The following is a 532-nucleotide window of genomic DNA, read 5'->3' on the forward strand; positions in this document are numbered from 1 at the left end:
CACGGCAGCTGTAGTTCGTGATCTGTAGCGTGTCGTTGCTGGTCAGTGGAGTGGGGGTCCCTGCGGCAACAGGTACGGCCGCCGCGATCATGATCGTCTGTGACAACTGATCCAGACGCGGCGGCCGTTGAGGCCACGGTAGCGCAAGAGGTGTGGCGGGACGGCTTCGGGGAGGTGATGGGCCTGATGGCGGGCTGCTTCCCGCGCCGGGAGACGCGGCAGACCTTCGGGGAGGTGGTCGAGGCGATGCTGATGGGCGTGGAGCGGGCGAACTGCTGGACACTGGCCGAGGCGCTCGGCCACAGAGGCCCGCACCGCCTCCAGCACTTCCTGGCCCGCGCGGTATGGGATCACGACGCCGTACGCGACCGCCTGGCCCGCTGGACGGTGGGCCGCCTCGCCGACGACCGCGCTGTGCTGGTGGTCGACGAGACGGGAGATGAGAAGTCCTCCACGGACGCGGTGGGGGCAGCACGCCAGTACTCCGGTGCGCTGGGCGGAATCGGCCTGTGTCAGGTCGCCGTCCACCTCA

The 532-nt window shown here is 69.4% G+C and carries 1 protein-coding gene; it reads left to right on the forward strand.

The annotated features are described in order from the left end of the window. Positions 1 to 99 precede the first annotated feature (99 nt). Positions 100 to 532, forward strand: a 433-nt coding sequence (locus ACRWND_RS30975) for a transposase (protein ID WP_431955320.1), incomplete at its 3' end; no start/stop codon positions are given.

This window comes from Actinacidiphila sp. bgisy167, assembly GCF_965342175.1.
GTDB lineage: Bacteria > Actinomycetota > Actinomycetes > Streptomycetales > Streptomycetaceae > Actinacidiphila.